This window comes from Exobacillus caeni (assembly GCF_005747095.1).
In the GTDB taxonomy this organism is placed as follows: Bacteria; Bacillota; Bacilli; order Bacillales; family Guptibacillaceae; genus Exobacillus; species Exobacillus caeni.
The window spans coordinates 119,520-138,743 of the sequence record NZ_SWLG01000002.1 but is presented as its reverse complement, the minus strand read 5'-3'; the positions used below and the strand labels follow the sequence as shown (position 1 = coordinate 138,743).

Genomic DNA, 19,224 nt, shown 5'->3' with positions numbered 1-19,224 from the left:
TCACTCAATTCTGAGCGATATTTTAATTATACGGAAACAAAAATGAAAAGTTAGTCGTTTGCCACCGCATTTTTTGACTTGTTTTGTCGTAACTAACTGAAGGTGCCAAACTAAAGGAAACACAGTGACAGGATAGAGACAACTTTCTTCATTCTTTTTCCCCCTTAATAAAATGTTTTGGTTGAATTACCTTGCAGATACCAGTTTGTTTTTTAAGTAATTAATGCTAGTCTCGATACTTTCAAGCGGTGTGCGCCTTGATTGGTCTTGTTCAACAATCCACCATTCAACATTAGAATCATCTCCCTGAGCTATGACTCCATCAAGATTAACTCCCCCGGTTCCAAGTTCAGCAAAGAATTTTTCATCATCAGTCGTCATGTCTTTCAAATGAACTAAAGGTGTTCGGTTTTGGTAGCGCTTCATCCACTCGACCGGGTCTTCACCGGCTTTTGTAAGCCAATATACATCCAGTTCTGCTTTGACCCAATCAGGATTTGTTTCTTTAAGTAACAATTCCAGCGGCTTTTGGCCATCATCAAAGGGATGGAGTTCAAAATCATGGTTATGGTAAGAAAATGTGATGCCTTCTTCAGCACATTTTTGTCCTGCTTTATTGAGAATGTTAATCAAGTTATAATAATCTTCTTTACTTCGTCTTTCTGGAGGAAGAAAAGGACAGACAATATGATTACTGCCGATTTTTTTTTGATAGTCGATGGTCTGGTCTAACTCTTTCTCTAATACTGTCAGCGGCACATGACTTGAAGCAGCCTGAAGCCCAAGCTTATGTAAGACATCCTTCAATTCATCAGCAGACAACCCATAATAACCTGCAAATTCAACACCTTGATAACCAAGAGACGCAACTTTTTCTAACGTTCCAACAAAGTCTTGTTCGCTTTCCTTTCGTAACGTATACATTTGAAGACCAACTGGTATTTGTCCCATTTTCTGTTCTCCTTTTTTATTTTTTATTCGCAACCCGGATGTAATCGGTTACAAAACTGCAAGTAGTTTTACCAAATTGACAGGGAATCACCTCCTTAAAAATGTAATCGATTACATTTATTCGATTAAAGTAAAGGCTAAACCAATTCAGCCTTTTTTGCCCCACATGAATCTCGAATTACGAGGTTAGTGTCTAACACATGCTGGATCTTAGTATGGACAACCCCCTGCATTTGCTCTAACAATAACTCCATTGCTTTTTTTCCCATTTCATATTTTGGCTGTGCGATCGTAGTTAAAGCAGGTTCAAACATAGAGGAAAATTTAATGTTATCAAATCCTACAACTGCCATATCTTCCGGAACCTTTAACCCGTTTTCCTTGGCCGCTTTAATCGCTCCCATCGCCATTTCATCATTCGCCGCAAACACAGCGGTTGGTGGTACTTCTAATGCCAGGAACTTCAACATTTGATTATATCCTGAATCAAATGTAAATTCCCCTTCCTGTATCAGTACACTATCTACTTCCAGATCATTTTGGTAGACTGCCTGTTTAAACCCTTTTAATCTATCACGTGATATCGACGAGAATAACGGTCCACAAATATTGGCGATCCGTTTATGCCCCAGTCTGATCAAATGTTCTGTCGCTTCCCTGCTGCTGCTAATATTATCAATTGAAACAGTGGGTACTTTTAAGCCTTCTATATAAGCTGAAGCTAATACAACCGGATATTGTTTACTGATCTCTAATAAGGTTTTCTTTTCAAGCCTTTCTGAAAGCAAGATCATTCCATCGACCTGTCTTTGCTTGAGGTGATCAATCGCTTCATACTCATTTCGTACATCAAGATTGGTATTTCTGAGTAAAACCTTATATCCATTTGCTGCTGCCGCTTGTTCAATCCCTCCAACTATCTCTGCAAAAACTGTATTCATTATGTTCGGAACTATAACTAGAATGGTATTCGTCTCACTTCTACGAAAATGACGAGCCAGTATGTTTGGTTGGTAATTTAATTCTTCAATCACGCTAAGTACTTTCTGCCTTGTATTTTCCTTTACTGTTTCAGGGCTCCTTAGCACTCTTGAAACTGTCGCAGTCGATACGTTAGCTAGTTTTGCCACGTCACTCATCTTAACCATATTTTTATCTCCCTAATTTGATGCGATTCTTATTGTTAGTTAGTTTATGTAATCGATTACATTTAGTATAGGACAAAGTTTTTTGAATTGCAACACTATTTAGTATTTTTATGTTAATAGAATGGTGCCATAGAATGGTGCCAGGCACCGCTCGTGGACAGTTGTCCATTTGCGGTGCCTGGCACCTATTTTTTGAGACGCACCAGTCTTATTTACAACGAAACCTATAAAGAGAGAATGGTTCAACTCACATACACTGCTGCTGATAAGAATTACCGTCCCCGTTACTGGTGATAAAACGGAGAACTGAAGCGGACTTATGGGGCAATATGCAATGCTCTTGAAACTACTGACTCTTTCCTTTTTCTTACTCTTTAAATAATCTTAAATGGTTTTACATCCTGACTACTTTCTTATTTACTTCTTCAGTTTTCGTTTTATTCAAAAATTCAAGCAATACATATGTTACACTTGGTGCCCAGAAGATTTTTTTGCAGGATGATTCAAAATAATCTCTTATAGAGGAGGATTTCACCTTGGAAAATACGCTATCAAAAAATGAGAAAGATCTTAAAAATTACATAGAAGAAAATAATGGCCTTCGCCAGGAAATACAATCACTTGAAAACCGTTATAAGACTGATATCCTACACCTGAAACAACAGCTTTTAAATCAACTGGAAGATAACGAAAGGGCTACGAAGGAACTTTTACGAGAGACCAAAGAAAAGGAATCAATAAAAGCAAAGTATGAGGCATTGCGAAACTCAAAACTTGGCCGGCTTGCAACAAAGTACTGGAAAATGAAGAAATAAAAAGGGGATGAATTAGATTTGGATATCCAATTGTTAGAAGAAGAGCTGCGGGTAATTAGAAAGCGAAAAGAAAGAGTTAAAGAAGATATCGCTGAATTCAAACAGGCCCACACAAAAACAATAAATGTGATCAATACAAATTGGTGGTATGTGAATAGCTATGACAGCGACATTACGAATAATGGAAAAGAATTGCGCTTCGACATCCCTGACTCAAAGCACTTTTATTTGTCTTACAACGAAGAAGATATCAATTTTTCTAATCCGCCTGCAAAACCATTGCAGCTTAAGAACGGAGAATCAACGTGTGAATTTGATGGCACTTCTACAGGAGAAATACAGGCAACCCTTTATATAATAGGATATAAAAATGAAACGAAAGAAGCTTTCTACAAAGTACCCTTGAATAGCAAAAAGACAATATCCCTTCCAGATGGCCAGTTTGATGGATTCAGAGCCGCGATCAGGCTAAAAGGCAACGGAACCTTTTCACTAAACCATGTTAAAATTGGCAACCTCCATCTAAAGGGCTTCGGACAATCCTATTCCAGTCTATTGGAGCAGTCACCGGATGAAAGATTTGAAGAAAGTGAGATAAAGCTTTCTTTTATCCCAAAAGAAATCCACCTGCCGGAAGAATTCAAGCAATCGTTTAATCGTACCGAAAACAGCCTTGAAGCGTTCGTCGAACAGGATGATTACGCTCTTATTTCCTTAGGAGATGAAACAGGTCTTTCACAACCACCTGTAAATCCGCCTTTGTTTCAGATAAGTCCATCAACTTTTTACGAATTTAGCTTTCTTACCGAGTACGAGGACCGGAATAAGCTGAAATTGGACTTACTGATCCTCGGGTTTGTTGGCGGAAAACCGGCTGAAACCAAAATAGTCCATCACAATAGCTCAAAATTAGTGAAGTTTGAAAAGGAAATCGATTCTTTAAAATTTGTTGTCAGAGTCAAAGGACAGGGAAGTATCGAAGGATTAAAAATAGGAATAAACGAAATAAACAATAAGGATGTGTCACAAGAAACATTCTTAAACTTGAATACACGCAGCTGGTATAATCCTGATTCTTCAGTAATAGGGATGTACAATCAAGAAGGAAATTTAGCTGTTTCTTCTCAACTCGACAGCAATAAATCTACTTATATTTCCTACCAGGAACATAATAATAGTTTTAGTAAAATCCCGGATAAGAGCGCCATTCCTATCCATGCAAAAACGGATTATAAAATTGTACCGATCGTTACGCATAGCGGAGAAGGAAAAATTGTTCCAATGGTTATTACCTATTCTGAAAAAGGGAAAGAGGAAGTTATTTCACTTCAAATGAACGAAACAAACAATTTAAGCATCGATGAACACATTGTGAAGTGCCGGATCGCATGCAGAATAATAGGCAACATCGACTTTAAGCTGGTCGGCTTTAAAATTGCCATGATTCCAGAATACACAGATGAAAAACAAGAGCAAATCCCTCAGCTTTTGGCAACAGTGTAAGTGCATGACAAACAAAAGGTGGAACAGTTCCAATCTGAACTGTCCCACCTTTTTTAATTATTTTATTAGTTTTCCGACTGCCTTTTTTAAATACTCAGGATAATGAACACTGAGTTCTGAATGAGTGTTATATTCCCCGAGGTCTACTTCCAGGTTTTTCTTTGCTTCCGCCATTTTAATAAAAGGTAACACATGTTCCTCATAATGAGGTTCACCGCGTCCCACATGAATATAGGTTTTAGGATCATGGTCAGGCAAGCTTCTTACAGCTGTTTCCATCAAACCATTTGCCCATTCGATGCTTTCTTGTGAAACCTCGCCTGCCAGGTACTTTAGAATCGGAGGAAGAATGGAGGATGACCCTTCCAGTTTGCCTTTCCCCAGATAATTGCCAAGTAGAACCTGTGGTCCTCCAGCGACAATGTTTCCAAATCCATATTTATATCCAAAAAAGAGTGCTGCAAATCCGCCCTTGCTGGATCCTGCACATATGATGTTCTTACTGTCTATATTCAACGTTCTCTTTGCCCTGAGGATAAGCTCATGCACGGGTTCTTCAATATTATTTGTCCTGTTCTTTCCAAGATAGTAGGAGCTTCTTGTTAATTCATCCTCGCCATAATCATCTTTTATAAACAGCTTTGATGCCTTTATATCCTTTAATGTCCGAATATAGTTATATCCGGGATTTTTATTGATCGCCTGAAAAACAATGATTAAATGTTGGCTGGTGGGATCAGGGTAAAATAAATACTTGATTCCTTTATCTGTTTCTTGTTCGGGTTTTAAATACTTATATTTGATATGGTCTGTCCATTTTCCATTTTTCTTAAGCTGATACTTAAATTTATAATCAAAATGACTTTCCAGGGTATTAAGGTCAATCTTTGCCTTTTCGAATGGCTCGATCTCCAATAAGTGGGAGAAATCCCCTTCCACATTGTTATATAAGACGAGCCTGCTTTCTTCTTCAATACCATGTTCCTCGAATGGTCGAAACGACAGATCTCCAAGCATATTACCATCCTTAAAATTTGTTATTATCATTTAATAACTCCTTTACAGATTGGGACTATACTAAAATGGTAACAAGCAATACTGTTAACATAAAAGAGTCTAATTAACCAGGAAAAAGCGTGCCTTTCGAACCACCGATAGGAAATATTTTGGATTGTTAATAAGTGTTATCCCGAAATTAGAAAAACTCTCCGATAAGTAACCTGCAAGTAATGACAGTAGCTGGCTTTTAGACAACCTACTTTTCATCCCGGGGAATTTTTTGTCTTTTACTGTAATGCAAAAAATCCCGGAAAGGACTTGTTGCCGTCCCCCCGGAATTACAGTTAACCTCTTATTGTTTTGCTTTCAGCTTTTCCTTCGCCTTCTCCAACTGCTCCTGGTACCTCAGCCTTCTTTGTCTTTCGGAGCGATATTTCTCCCGGTATTCATAAATCTCCTGGTCCTTAATGGCCGCTGTTATTTTAGGATGATCCACTTTCTGGGAGGCTATATACTCCCCGTTTAAAACTAAATGTTCATACTGTTTAGTAAGAATGATTTTTAGATTCTTGTCCTGCCAGGAAAGATTTATTTCATCATTTTCCCATTTGAACGGGATGCTTGCCGGACTGGATGGGCTCAAGCTTATGTGGGTAGCAAATCTTGCTTCTTTTCCTGTCTGCGAAAAAGAGCTGTGACAGGATTCCTTTAAAGTCGCATAATCAGTTGAATGCCAGCCCACAAGTGGGTCCTCTTGCCCTTTGATTATGCTTGTCTCTATGGTATCTTCATTTACCATCGGGATTAGCGAAAGGTAAGGGGTACCGTTGTTGCCGGCTTGAATACGGTTTTCCTCCACCGAGCATTCCAGAGAAGGATCAAAGTTAAAGGTCTGTTCAAATGTATGATCATCTTTATATCCCAACAGGTAATCAAGGACAATGATGTCGCCAGGCTTCACGTATAGTATCATCCTTCGGTGCATAACACCCGGATATAAGCATTGAATTCCTGACACATAGTTGAACGCTTCATTTAGATGATAGGTGGTCAAACCTGACTTTCCAATATTCATTCGAATGATTTCCGTATTTTTGTTATCCACCACAACCGTGTTATGCGCTTTATTCGATACCACGTATTGCCTCTCAGGCGTTTTATAATCATAGTTGTATTTTCCGGCATCGACAAGGAGCGGTTGACCATGTCCGAACAAGTTGATGGAAAGATCATCATGATGCTTATGGACTCTGGAATGGAAGCTGCTGTGGAAGAACAACTGAACCGTCTTTGCGTCCAGGCCCCATTGATTTCTGAAGATAGCATACCCGCCATCAGGGAAGACCGCATCTGTCTTGTAATCAATTTCTCCCTTTTCTCCTCCTGTCGTGACAAACAGTAACGGATTAAGCAAGTGGGCTGGCGGGTTATCGAATTTCGCTACATTGATCGGCCGGTTCGCACTGTCCCCCACCGGAGGGATTAAGCCAGTTGGCTGAAATGTATATACGAAGAAACGAACGAGCTTATCCAGGACCGCCTCAAGCTTTTCATATTCCTTGATTTCGTATCGCTTCAGAAAATCCAGAAACTTAAACAACCTGTCCGAAAGATCATAAATATAGTCTGGAGAGTGTTCCAGATAGCTTCCATCCGGTGCAAACAGGTCTTCGATTTGCTTCCAGAAACGTTTTGTTGCAAGCTGGTACCAATCCTCTGCTTCTGGCAAAAAGTTAAACACGCGTGAAGCGATATACATTGCAATATCCTGGTCGAGCCCATGGTTATGCTTTTCCATATAAAAATCTGGATCACTTAACTTCGCGCAATGGGCACTTGCAAGTTCTGTAAAGGTCGATAAGGTTTCCGTATCCCAGTGATCCTGTTTCCATTCTTCAAACAACCGGCAGATCATGATCAACCGCAGTGCAGTAGAATGGTCATGCCAGGCCATCTCCGATTCCGCTTCCGGGTAGTTATGCTCATTCCAGTCGAAAAACAATGCCATCGCTTTTTCCATATAAGCAGGTTCATTGTACTCCCGGTATCCATCCATCAACTGTTCGATCATCGTCAGAGTATGTAGCCAGAATCTCCAGCTTCGATCGTTGATGTTTGCGGTCCACATGTTTGCTTCGTTTACTTTTGTTGCAGGATATCGTTTGTTCTTGTAGTAGATATCATCTAGAATGTCATCGCATACTGGCCGAAGCACTTTGTCCTTTAACGGTTCATAAATATTAAAAACACGGATATACTGGCGATCTTTCACATTTTCGATTGTTTTCTCCACAATAAACCTCCGTAACTAGTCCGTATGATAGCGTTCAAGCTCTTCCAGATAACGCATCTTCCTCTTTCTTTCGTAACGGTACTTCTGCTTGTATTCATATTCATTCTTTTCGTTTAACGCCTGTTTTAATTTCGGATTTCCGATCGAGTTGTTTGGCAACTGCTTGTTGTTTAAAAAGAAATATTCCTTTTCTTTTGCTAAGATAACTGTTAACTTTCTCCTGTCAAAAGTGAAATGGATCTCATCCTCTTCCCAGCTCACGGAATAATCTGTTTGACGGGCTGGACTTAAATTTAGATGGGTTGCGAATCTCGCTTCCTTTCCTTCCACTCGGTAGCGCACGGAGTTTATTGGTTCCAGTGTACTATAGTGGCTTGATGCCCATCCCTCAAGCGGTTCCTGATGGCCTTTCACGATCTCACAGGAATAGTCATCGTTCGTATAAAGCTGCTGGATCGACAACAGCGGAACATGATTGGAGTTATTTGCTTTCACCAGGGGACCAGTAAGACTGCCCGTTAGTGCCGGATGCAGATGGAAATATTGGTCAAAAAGATGATCATCTTTGTATCCCCGGACATCGTCAAAAATGATAATGTCCCATGGTTTAAGATAAATGAAGATTCTTCTGTGGGAAACACCTGGATACAGGCAATGAAAGCCGGCAGCATAAGAAACGTCATTATGAAGCCCATATGTTGATAATCCTGATTTCCCAATATTTAAACGGCTGATGTCCGTATTGGCTTCATCCACTGTAACTGTATTATGGGCTTTATTTGAAACGACGAACTTTCGCTCAGGGCTCTCGTAATCATAGTTGTATTTTCCGGCATCGATTAACAGCGGATGCCCGCTTCCAAAAAGCGTGAACGATAAGTCATCATGGTGTTTATGAACTCTCGAATGAAAGCTCGCGCTGAATAGCATCTGAACAGTGTTCACATCATATGGCCATTTATTTCTGAATACTGCATATCCTCCTTCAGGAAATACATTTTCGAGAGGGAGCGTTACTTTATACCGTTCACGGAACCGTTTTTCAAGAAATTGCTCTAAAGCCTTTAACCCATACAAACCGATATCATAATGATGCTGCAGATTTACTTGTCGAGCCTCACTATCTCCAATCGGCGGTATAGAGCCATCCGGCTGCAGAACATACTGAAAAAAATGAAGAATTCCCTCGATCCTTTCTTTCAGCTCTTGATTATCTTCTATTCCGTGATTCTTTAAAAACATATAGAAATAAATTAGGCGATCGATAAGGATATAGACATAGTCTGGTGAATGTTCCTGATAGCTGCCGTCCTTTGCGAACAAGTGGTCCATCTGTTCCCAGAAGCGATGTAAAGCAAGTTCAGCCCATGTCGTTGATCCTGGCAAATCGGGAAAAAAGGTAGCTGCGATATAGAGCGCGATATCTTGGTCTAGTCCATGGTTATGCTTTTTTATATAAAAGTCTTCATTCGCCAGCATATCGCCATGCTGTTGCACAAGGCTCCGGAGCTCCTGTCCATCACGCTCTCCCAAATCTGCTTTCTTTATATAATAGAAGAGTTTACAGAGCATCATTAACCGTAATGCTGTTGAATGGTCATGCCAGGCCATCTCCGAGTCTGACGAAGACCCATTTTTTTTCTTCCAGTCTAAAACAATCGTAATGGCTTTATTTAAATACTCCTCATTTCCAAAAAGAGTGTAACCATCTACCAGATAACCTACGATAAGAAAGGAATGGAGCCAGAACCTCCAACTCCGATCGACTGGATCGATGAGCCACATATCGGAATCGCCTGCGTCTATGACAGGATAGTTATCTGTTAAATAAATCTTGTTTTGCAGTAAGTCATTACAGACCTCATATAATCTTTGCTTTTTCAATGGATGATAAATATCAATATATTGGTAGGAATGGCGAGTGTCGTATGTTATTTTTTTATTCAACTTTGTCCCCCCGTAACAACAGATAGAAGCTGAAGCCCAAAAGCAAAGGTTCAGATACCTCTCCACCATATCTGGGAGAATGCTGGTGCTATTACCGCAGATACGTTGTTAAGCGGAGAGAATCAGCCCCTTATGAGTCAGCCGATTCCTCTTTTCTGTCGCCATTTAATTTACAGCAGTCTGTTTTCTCTGATCTGCTTTTAGAACATCGGGATATATTTCTCTGTATTCTTGTGCCAATAGGTTCCAGGCTCTGTTCTCTCTAACCCAGTCTCTCCCCTGGACTGCCAGGTGCATATTCTCAACCGCTTTTTCCAGGCAATCAGCAAGAGAACTCGAATCTTCTGCTTTAAATTCCAATCCTGTTTCCCCATCGATCACCATTTCCCGTAAAGCTGGTATATCAGAAACAGCGACAAGCTTCTCCATCGCCATCGCTTCGTAAGGTTTGAGCGGTGTGACCAGCTCACATACTTTCGCTTTTGTTCGCGGAAACGGAAAGATGTCTACAACAGAATAATAGTCTTTAACCTGGTCATGCGGGACCCTTCCAACAAACTTCACGATCTCTTCTATCCCCAATCGCTTCGCCAGCTCTTTGAGATTTGGCAGCTCAACTCCGTCACCAACCAGCAAAAATCTCAGGTCTGATCGTTTTTCTTTCAGTTTTGCCAGGGCTTTCATTAAATAATCCAGGCCTTCGTATGGTGTTACTGAACCGATAAATCCTATCACAAACTTTCCTTCCAGATCATAAGCCTTCTTTATCTTTTCTGCCGGATCAATCGGTTGAAACTTTTCAACATCGACTCCATTTGGAACAAAAGAGATTTTTTCAGCAGGAATACCAAGGTTGATCAGGTGTTCTTTAAGGCTTTCGCTGATGCATACGATTTTATCCGCAATATTGCAGCAAGCCAGTTCATATTCCTGATGGAGGAGATAACGCTCCGAATTCTCGAATCCAGGCGTTTTCGAACTCTGGGTATAATGCCACATTCCCCTTACTTCGTAGATTGATGGTATCCTGTACGTTTCCGCAACCTTTAATGCAGGAAGAGCATTCTGGAAATTGGAAGCGGCATGAATCATTTTGGGCTTAATGTCTCTTACCAGTTGAGCAAAGTGGTCGGCATAATGATTAAAGTACTCGCTCATCGGAATCTTATTGAGCACAGCTTGATGCTCTTGGTCCATCATGTGATAATGCTCGATCCCGTTCTGCACGTCTTTGGCCAGCTCTTCCGTCTGGCCATCCTCAGGAGACCATCCGAGCTTTGTTACCACCATCGGATTCATCCCCATCTCCTTCAGGTGCTCTGCAATTTCGGAGCTCCGAATGGTATAGCCGTTAATCTGAGGCAGCGATTTATTCAAGACATGAATAATAGCATCTTCTTTTTCCAGGGAAACAGGACTGCCAGACCATTCCCATTGTTCTTTCAGGAGCTGGTGTTCATCAAAGGCCATGTCATACTCATTCCCAAATAGCCTGCCTGCGGCTTTGGACTTTAGCTTCTCAAGGTATGTTAACCGATCGGTGATATTTCCAAGGCGATGGTTGGTCCGGATTAAGCTTCGGAGCACCATCGTATTGTCCGGGTCTATTTCGTATGCCATCTCTGAGAAATGAAGCGCATATGTTAACAGCTTCACTTCATAACAGTATTTTGACACATACAGAAGCAGCTTCAACTGCTTATCCTGTTCAAAAGAAGCAAGGTAGTTCTTAACCGTCCCCGTGTCATCTGTTTCAATGTAATATCTAAGCTTAAGGCAGTTCCATTTATGATACCCTTCTAACATTTCTGACACAGTTGAAACGATTTGGTCATTAAAAGGAAGAGGGCCTCTATAATCGACCAGTGAATCCGCTATCCCTTTTACCAGCTCTCGATAATATTTGATTGGTAGTTTCTTTCCGATCTCAAGGATCTCCGATAAAGCATCTGTTTTTCCTATAAAATGGAGGCCGGAATATAAACGATGAAACCCCGGATTTTCAATGAGGAGTTTTTTTGCATCCTCGCCGGACAGGTCCAGAAAACCTTCATCTACCATACGTAATAGTTCAGTAAGGTTCCGTTTCCGCAAATTGCTTTTTGAAAGTACCTTTATCAATTTGTTATATAAAAGGTCCGATCTGTCCCCCTCATGAAAGGCTTCGATTAAATAGCCAAGCTTTTTGTTAGGTTTTTTCTCTGTTTCCGCATATTCAGCTAAGATGAGATACTCGAGATCGATTCCAATATATTTCCGGTCGATTCTACCTTCTTCAAGGAGAGGACCTATATATTCTGCAATATTTTTAAACGGGATAGCGTGTTTGGAAGCATTATTTACTAACAGAACGAATCCGAGCTCTGTCTGCAGATCTGATAAGGTAAGCAGCCATTCGATACACTCCCTCACATCTTCCTTTTTCATAAGGGAATAAGATTTGTTGTACTTCGATAGAAATTGCTCCCATGTTCTGCTGTCGCTTTCAAGAAGCTCATACTTTTCCTGCAATGCTGCAAAGTGGCCATCCTTCTCTTCATTTACAAAAATCCCGCAAAGGTTCTTTGCAGCCACGGGCCCCATCCGTCGAAATGTATACTCGACAATATGTTGTTTCTGCTTTTCTATCAAGCTTCCACCCACGGAAACCTGATGCCCTAAGTCGATTAATCCCTGGATATCCCTCATGTCATAAAGGGTTTTGAACTTGGCTTTGACAATCAAGGAATTTTCAGAAGGCAAATCCTCTAACTCTTTCCAGGCACGTTCATATAATCTTAAATTTCGATATGCCATTGCATTTAAGTAACGCTTATACTGTTCTCCAAGATGGGGTGAGAAATTGCAATTATTGATAAACTGCCGCTGCTTTCCCAATCTGCAGGCAAGGCTTAATAACAAAGGCTTTTCGAGGTACTCTGAATTGTCAGCCAGTGCTAAGTTAAACAACCTGTTTTGAACTGTCTTTGAGCTGGACAGCAAGCTAACTCCGTATGCAAGAGAAAAAACTTGTTTTTTCATGCTGAACCTCCCGCAGTTTCTTTACTCTGTTTACTATTGAACGACTCGATTCGTGTTTTGTTTCTTCGATTTTATTTTCACTGTCTTTTCGTTGAGATCAAATAAGAAATCATAGCTTGCTCCTTCCACATAAAACACCTGTTGGTCTTTTGAGGAAACGGTAGCAAGTTGCTTTATTGAGGAGTACTTTTCTACGTCCGGTTTTAAATTTTTAACCGTCAGTGATTCAGAAGTACCCTCGGTGTTCAAATGATAGACAACATTGTCATATCCATAAACAAGGTCTTTTTTTCCGTTATTCAAAACGGCCTCATTCGTAAGATTCTTTAAGGAATCTTTTATTTTTTCTTCCTTTGCGTTAAGAAACGTTAAATAATATTGATAGGCAGCTTCTACAGATTTAGGATAGACCGGTATAAAATCCTCTGCTTTCGCCATTGTTGAAGGATTATTTCCTCCCACCTTCACATTGCCGCCCTTCACATAAACAGTATCGTTATCAAGACGCACCTTGAACGTATCGTTTATCCTTTCTTCTATAAACACCCGGTCTGCAAATTTCAGTGTGTCCACTACTTCTACCATATCTTCTGTTCGAAAGGCCTCGATGTTTTTTTCACGAACAAACCCTGGCTGATTAACATGCTCCACCTTCGATTCCGGTACCACCGCTTCGTTTTGAGAAGAATTGACTGTTTCCGATCGAGAAGCGAAATCCTTGTCATCAGTTGCAACCACCTCATCCTTAAAGCGATTCAAGAGTTCAGCAGCACTCGTTCCGTAGGTATTCAGGAACAAAAGCGATCCAAAGCCGATCAACAGGATACTTAAAAGAAAGACTTGAAAAAACAAAGAGATTTTGGTCTTTTTTTTCTTATTTAATCGAGTCCTGTGCCGGTTGGGACCTCTGGATTGCCCCCTTACCATTTCCTTCTTATAAGCGTTCTTTTCTTCTTTGCTGAGTGAGTTAAACCAATCGATGAACCCCTTGTACTTTCCGATAATCTCGTTTGCTTCGCCGAAATCTTTGATCTCACCAAAGTGAATCCACATGATGCGGTCGGAGATTGATTTCATTTGAGACAACGAGTGGCTGATAAAGAAGATCGTTTTTCCCTGTTTCTTAAACTCATTAATCTTCTCCATGCACTTTTGATAAAACGTTTGATCCCCTACAGATAACGCTTCATCCACCACAAGGATATCGGGATTGGTATGGACTGAAATCGCAAAACCGAGCCTTGCCTTCATGCCGCTGGAGTAATTTTTAACAGGCTGTTTGATAAAAGTGCCTATATCGGCAAAATCTTCAATCACAGGTGTAAGCTCTTCAATTTCCCGCTTACTTAAACCATGCATCAAACACTTCATTTCAATGTTTTCTAAGCCTGATAAATGGTTGTTCAGTCCGGCGGAAATAGCGATCAAGGAAGGGTCTCCGTTCATTTCAATCGTACCGCTCGTCGGCGGTATAACCTGAGCAAGCAAGTTCGATAACGTTGACTTCCCGGAACCGTTTATGCCGACGATCCCAATCGTTTCCCCTTCATAGACCTCAAATGACAGATCAGTTAAAGCATAGAATGAGTCGTTTCTCTTTTTATTAAAAAACATTTCCATTAACTTGTCTGACCTCTTGCTATATAAGCTATAATTCTTTGAAACATTTTCAAACCTTACTTTTGGCTTCATAAACGATCAAGCCTCCGATTACAAGTAATCAACAAACTTATCACGGAATTTCAAGTGAATGACTGATCCGATCAAAAGGATGAAAAGCGTAGCGCTCCAGAAGTAACCCGTATAGACCATATTTTCAAAAAACCAGGCTGTACCAAGGAAAGTACTCCTGAACCCTACGATTAAGTAAAAAACTGGATTTAATTTTAAAACCGTAACAAGTGTCTCCGGGAGTTTGTCCATATTCCATAGAATTGGAGTAAGATACATCATCATTCTCATAACTGATTGCAACACCATTTGAAAGTCTCGAATAATGGTAGAGATCGAGGAACAAAGTAATGTAAAAGAGAACAAAAATGCGAACAACCCCAGTAAATAATAAGGCAGCTGCAAAAGATACATGCCGGGATTTATATGATAAATAAAAAGAATAAGACCGATGACAAGCAGCATGATCAAAAAGTTAAACGCATTACTCACAATGGTAATTGTAGGTAACACGCTTATTGGAAACTTCATCTTTGATACCAAATTTACTTTTGTATAAACACTATTGGAACCCTGGATAATAGAAGGGCTGATAAACAACCATGGTATCAGCCCCGCAACTAACCAAACAAAAAAAGGAACATCTCCAATCGGTTCGCCGCCTCTTATCCCCAGGCCAAAGACAAACCAATAGACCCCTACCTGGATAGCAGGATTTAGAAACTGCCAGAAGACACCCAGATAGTGCAATTGGTAGCGGCTTTTCACCTCGTATAACGCCAGGCGAAAAATAAGATGGAGATTTGTAAATTGTTCCTTTAATACCTGGAACATATACCTCATACAGTCATGGCACCCTGTTGAAGGTAGTAGTGTAAGTTCCCGAAATTAATGTAATCAAATTCTGCATGTTTTCTGTGCACCACGTTTTTCGTATCGAATATTCTTTTGTTCGTCATTCTTTGAAGCTTGTCCCATTCTAAATCTTTAAATTCGTTATGGTCAGTCAGAATAACGACTAAATCAGAATTCAATACAGCTTCTTCCATATCATCTGCCACTAATTCGCTTTTCACATGCGGATCAAACGCACGAACATCATAGTTGCCCTGCGCTTTTACCATTTCAAGGATCTCGATCGCCGGACTTTCTCGAATGTCATCGACGTTTCCTTTATAGGTCAAACCAAACACTGTTAACGTCTTCCCACCGACATTTTCCATCAGTTTGTTGATGTTGTTCACTACATAGGAAGGCATAGAGGTGTTGATCTGCCTCGAAAGGTTGATCAGGTTAGCCGTGTCAGGCGCCTTAGAAACAATAAAGTACGGATCAACTGCAAGGCAGTGGCCGCCTACACCAGGTCCCGGGGTATGAAGATTAACTCTTGGATGCTTATTCGCCATTTCGATCACATCATGGGTGTTGATTTCAAGCTCGTTACAGACCTGGGTTAACTCATTGGCAAGCGCAATGTTAACATCGCGGAACGTATTTTCCATCAGTTTGGACATTTCGGCTGCCCTCGCATTTGTTCTGATGATTTCTCCCTGTACGAATGTTTCATAAACCTTTGCTCCGGCTTCTGTACAGTTCTCGGTGATTCCGCCAACGATACGGTTATTGTATATTAACTCGTGCATGATCTGGCCGGGAAGAACACGTTCAGGACAGTGTACAAGAAAGATGTCTTCTCCTACTACAAAGCCCGCTTCTTCTAATAATGGCTTAACAAAATCATCCATACTTCTTGGTGCAATGGTTGATTCTACGATTAACACATTGCCTTTTTTCAGGTAAGGGATCGCGGCATTGACAGCACTAAGTACATAAGTTAAATCACAGGACTTATGCAAGTCATCCAAATTAGGAGTTGGAACAGCGATAATAAATGCATCTGCTTTTTCAGTCTGAAGTGATGCCTTGAAAGTTCCTCTTCTTACTACATCGGTCAGCGCTTCCTGCAATCCCGGTTCTTCGATGTGAATCTTTCCTTCGTTTAAGGATTCGATGACTTCAGGATTGATGTCGATCCCTACTACATCCGTGTTGTGTTTGGCAAACATGACAGAAGTCGGCAGTCCGATATACCCCAGTCCGATTGTGCAAATTTTCATTATTACCATCTCTCCATTCTAAAGTTAGTATCTATTCAATCATTCATTGTTGTCCTTTCAATAGTTTTTATTTTATAAATCACTTTTAAAAACTGTATGAAATTAAATGAAATAATTCGGTTTCTATTTGATTGTTGTATTTCTATATCGTTACTGCACGATAAACTTCCAGGAGGTTAACAGCCTCGTTTTCCCAGTTATACTTCTCTTTAGCATCCAAACAATTCACTTTACATTCGCTGTATAGGGTTTGGTCTTCGAGCAGCCTGTTAACTCCCGTTGCGATCGATTGGTGATCATGGGAATCGATGCAAAGCCCTATTTCTTCCCCTTCCACCACTCTTTTGATTTCAGGGAAACTGCAAGCGATAACGGGAACATCGCTCATGATATATTCAAATAACTTATTGGATGAAGCAGAATAATGGTTAAAACATACGTTGTTCAACACTTGAAATCCAATATAGCCGTTTCTTGTATAGGCCGGTAACTGCTCGACCATAACTTTTGGGATGAACTTGACCCGCTCCTCTAAGTTTAATTCTCTTACAAGCTTTTTTAGTTCGGGCTTGATTTTCCCGTCACCGACTAATACTAATGTGCCTTCTTTAATATAAGGCACTGCCCGTATCAACTTATCTAGGCCTCTTCCGGATTGAATCCCCCCCTGATAGAGTAATATTTTTTCCCCTTCTGGCAAGCCAAGCATTTGATGAATCGGGGCTTTTTCATCGGACTGGCTGATTTTCTTAAACGGGTAGTTATGGACCACATACGGATAGAAGCCATATAAATCTTGATTGTATTTGGCCCTTGTATCATTTTCTACGATCATCGCATCGATTTTAGTTACGAAAAAAGACTCCATTTTCGCGTAAAACGACCCGTTATACCCAGTCCGATCGGTTTGGACCTCATGAGAATCATAGATCAGTTTCTTTTTGCCAAAACGCAGCTTTGCACAAATATATCCCTGCGGAAGTGTATTTAAATCATTAGAATGATAGATTTGATAATTTCTTTGAAAGCCTCTTAGTATCATTCTTAAAATAACGTTTCCTTTGATCCAAAAACCTTTGAGCTTTGTTTTTAAGAAGATTATGCCAACGAGCGATAATACAATGGCCGGAATTGGAAAGTAAAACAGAAAAGCAAGAAACAGAAGGGCGATTATTAGCAGCATTCGTTTAGAACGGTACATTTTCTTGGCCATCTCCAGCAAAACAGGATATCTTCTGACCCGGTAAATCTTAAAGTTTTCATCCCGTTCTTCATAACGGGGAAGGTCCGGGATCGCCGGGTCATGAATACAGATCAGATCGACCTCATACCCCTTCTTCCCGAGTGCTGTGCATTCTCTTAAAACACGTGCATCATTCGTAAAGCTATTCCACACAAACATACAGACTTTATTCATTTTCATCCTACCTAAACGTTAATATGCTTTTTGTTTAAATATGCTGTCACTATTTCAATATTTCGTTCCCAAACAAACTTCTCATTTATAAACCGAATACAATTAGCAGACAACATCTTTTGATAATCGGGATTGTTTTGAAGGTAGAAAATATGGTCTAACATTTCTTGTGCATCGTTCATCGATGCTATTAAACCAGTGTTTTCCTTTTCGATCACCTGTTTCGAATATCCCTTAACAGACGCTACGATCGGCACTCCGCAAGTCATATAATCAATGATTTTGCCGGGAAGGACCGTTTCAAAGACTTCATTGTTGTTCAATGTCACAATTCCCACCTGGTGCCGGGCAATGATTGCCAGACATTCTTTTCTCGTTTGCGGCGACAATACGGTAACATTAGACAGACTATTATTTTTGATAAATTCTACTAACTCCGGTCTTTTTAAGCCATAACCTATAATTGTCAATTCAATGTTATGCTCATCCAAACTCCGGGCTAATTTCTTTAAAATCTCGATATCCTGTGCCAGTCCCAGGTTTCCTGCATAAATTACTTTAAAAGGCTGGTTGATCTCAAATTTTTCTCTGGAAACCTCTTCAGATCTAGCAGCGTTGGGGACGAAACTGATCTGGCTCTCTTTCACTCCGGCTTTCGTTTGGATATGCTTTACAAAACCCAGGCTATTGACGATAATCTTGTCAGCTTTTTCATAAAGCAATCTTTCTAAATAACTGAACAGCTTCAAAACAATAGAGTAGTTAAATACTCCCACCCCTTTTAAAGAGTCAGGCCAAAGATCGCGAACATCTAAAAGTAGCTTACTTCTGTAACGCAGCTTTGCGAACAAGCCCACAAACCCAATAAAAATTGGGGGAGTTGTAACAAAGACATAGTCATATTTTCTTTTATCCCAGAGAACAAACCATAATATCTTAACCATCATTTCCAGGTAGTAAATCAATCGGTTAAATAGGCTTCTTGAATATTTTCTGTTTGTAATACTCACACGGTGTATTTTTCCGTTATCGTGATTTAATGAACTGTCATTCCAAAACTTTTCGTCATAGTAAATCTTTTTATTAGGATAAGAAGGCTGAGTAGTGAGGACAGTAACATTATAATTATGTTCCTGTAAAAGCTGATAGATATTTTTAATCCTGTTTGCCGCACTGCCTATTTCCGGATAAAAGTTCTGGGAGATGATCAATATTTTCTTTTCCACTGTAGCGGCTCACTCCTTTTATTTCTGAGCCTAAACACTCTTTCAAGTAGATATCCAACACGATTTTTGGTAGAGAGAGTGTTTATTTACCGAATATAAGCAAAACGTGATTAATT

13 protein-coding genes are annotated in these 19,224 nt (G+C 40.1%); 2 read left to right on the top strand and 11 right to left on the bottom strand.

The genetic code is table 11. The features are described 5' to 3' along the window. Positions 1 to 186 precede the first annotated feature (186 nt). Positions 187 to 951 (bottom strand): sugar phosphate isomerase/epimerase family protein, encoded by a 765-nt coding sequence (locus FCL54_RS04080; protein ID WP_138123495.1) that lies wholly within the window; start codon positions 949 to 951, stop codon positions 187 to 189. A 137-nt stretch (positions 952 to 1,088) separates the two neighbouring features. Further along, positions 1,089 to 2,099 carry a LacI family DNA-binding transcriptional regulator gene (locus tag FCL54_RS04075; RefSeq protein ID WP_138123493.1) on the bottom strand — a complete coding sequence of 337 codons (1,011 nt, stop codon included), beginning with the start codon at positions 2,097 to 2,099 and terminating at the stop codon, positions 1,089 to 1,091. Between the two features lie 536 nt (positions 2,100 to 2,635). Here FCL54_RS04075 and FCL54_RS04070 point away from each other — a divergent pair. Further along, positions 2,636 to 2,914 carry a hypothetical protein gene (locus FCL54_RS04070; RefSeq protein ID WP_138123491.1) on the top strand — a complete coding sequence of 93 codons (279 nt, stop codon included), beginning with the start codon at positions 2,636 to 2,638 and terminating at the stop codon, positions 2,912 to 2,914. An 18-nt stretch (positions 2,915 to 2,932) separates the two neighbouring features. Next, on the top strand, positions 2,933 to 4,417 hold the full coding sequence (locus FCL54_RS04065; protein WP_138123489.1) for a hypothetical protein: 1,485 nt from the start codon (positions 2,933 to 2,935) through the stop codon (positions 4,415 to 4,417). Positions 4,418 to 4,474: 57 nt separating this feature from the next. Here FCL54_RS04065 and FCL54_RS04060 read toward each other — a convergent pair whose 3' ends face one another. The 9 genes from FCL54_RS04060 to FCL54_RS04020 all read right to left on the bottom strand — a co-directional run bounded on the left by FCL54_RS04060 (position 4,475) and on the right by FCL54_RS04020 (position 19,108). Then, positions 4,475 to 5,464 (bottom strand): hypothetical protein, encoded by a 990-nt coding sequence (locus FCL54_RS04060; protein WP_138123487.1) that lies wholly within the window; start codon positions 5,462 to 5,464, stop codon positions 4,475 to 4,477. A gap of 304 nt (positions 5,465 to 5,768) precedes the next feature. Beyond that, positions 5,769 to 7,709: a heparinase II/III family protein gene (locus FCL54_RS04055; protein ID WP_138123485.1), complete on the bottom strand. Its 1,941-nt coding sequence runs from the start codon at positions 7,707 to 7,709 to the stop codon at positions 5,769 to 5,771. Positions 7,710 to 7,724: 15 nt separating this feature from the next. Further along, entirely contained in the window at positions 7,725 to 9,656 is a 1,932-nt protein-coding gene (locus tag FCL54_RS04050) for an alginate lyase family protein (protein ID WP_171016674.1), read from the bottom strand. 165 nt (positions 9,657 to 9,821) lie between these two features. Continuing rightward, entirely contained in the window at positions 9,822 to 12,677 is a 2,856-nt protein-coding gene (locus FCL54_RS04045; protein WP_138123481.1) for a glycosyltransferase family 4 protein, read from the bottom strand. 33 nt (positions 12,678 to 12,710) lie between these two features. Continuing rightward, a complete protein-coding gene (tagH, locus tag FCL54_RS04040; protein ID WP_138123479.1) occupies positions 12,711 to 14,369 on the bottom strand; it encodes a teichoic acids export ABC transporter ATP-binding subunit TagH in 1,659 nt (552 codons plus the stop codon). Positions 14,370 to 14,387: 18 nt separating this feature from the next. Then, the gene (locus FCL54_RS04035) at positions 14,388 to 15,191 is read right to left on the bottom strand and encodes an ABC transporter permease (protein ID WP_138123477.1); all 804 of its coding nucleotides are present in this window, start codon (positions 15,189 to 15,191) and stop codon (positions 14,388 to 14,390) included. After that, entirely contained in the window at positions 15,188 to 16,465 is a 1,278-nt protein-coding gene (locus FCL54_RS04030) for a nucleotide sugar dehydrogenase (RefSeq protein ID WP_138123475.1), read from the bottom strand. Before FCL54_RS04030 ends, FCL54_RS04035 begins: the two co-directional genes overlap by 4 nt. A gap of 142 nt (positions 16,466 to 16,607) precedes the next feature. Further along, positions 16,608 to 17,888, bottom strand: coding sequence for a glycosyltransferase (locus tag FCL54_RS04025; RefSeq protein WP_138123473.1), 1,281 nt, complete (start codon positions 17,886 to 17,888; stop codon positions 16,608 to 16,610). A 5-nt stretch (positions 17,889 to 17,893) separates the two neighbouring features. Beyond that, positions 17,894 to 19,108 carry a glycosyltransferase family 4 protein gene (locus FCL54_RS04020; RefSeq protein ID WP_138123471.1) on the bottom strand — a complete coding sequence of 405 codons (1,215 nt, stop codon included), beginning with the start codon at positions 19,106 to 19,108 and terminating at the stop codon, positions 17,894 to 17,896. Positions 19,109 to 19,224 lie beyond the last annotated feature (116 nt).